This is a genomic window from Bradyrhizobium sp. Kon37, assembly GCF_055807535.1.
The window spans coordinates 1-245 of record NZ_JBVVOY010000315.1 but is presented as its reverse complement, the minus strand read 5'-3'; the positions used below and the strand labels follow the sequence as shown (position 1 = coordinate 245).

At 60.4% G+C, this 245-nt stretch carries 1 protein-coding gene; it reads right to left on the bottom strand.

Annotated elements, in window-relative coordinates; genetic code table 11:
- A partial coding sequence (locus AC0L3J_RS38300; protein ID WP_473350608.1) for a DNA/RNA helicase domain-containing protein occupies positions 1–245 on the bottom strand: 245 nt, incomplete at both ends.

Here is a 245-nt window from a genome sequence, read left to right as displayed (position 1 = left end):
CTCGTGAACGTTGACCCCTTCAGGCTTCAGACGGGATGCTCCAGATGATGCGACCAATCCGACCCGTTCCGACCCTCTCGCCCGATTGCGCAGCCACTGCCGCGCCTGCCCCAATCCTCTCGTCAGGACGATCGGATAGGTCGCTTTGATTGCTTGATAGAGCGCTCTCGCTTCCTTCGCTTCACCAGCGACCACGGCACCGACAAACTCGGAAAGCTTCTCTGCCCGAAAGGACCGGACCGACA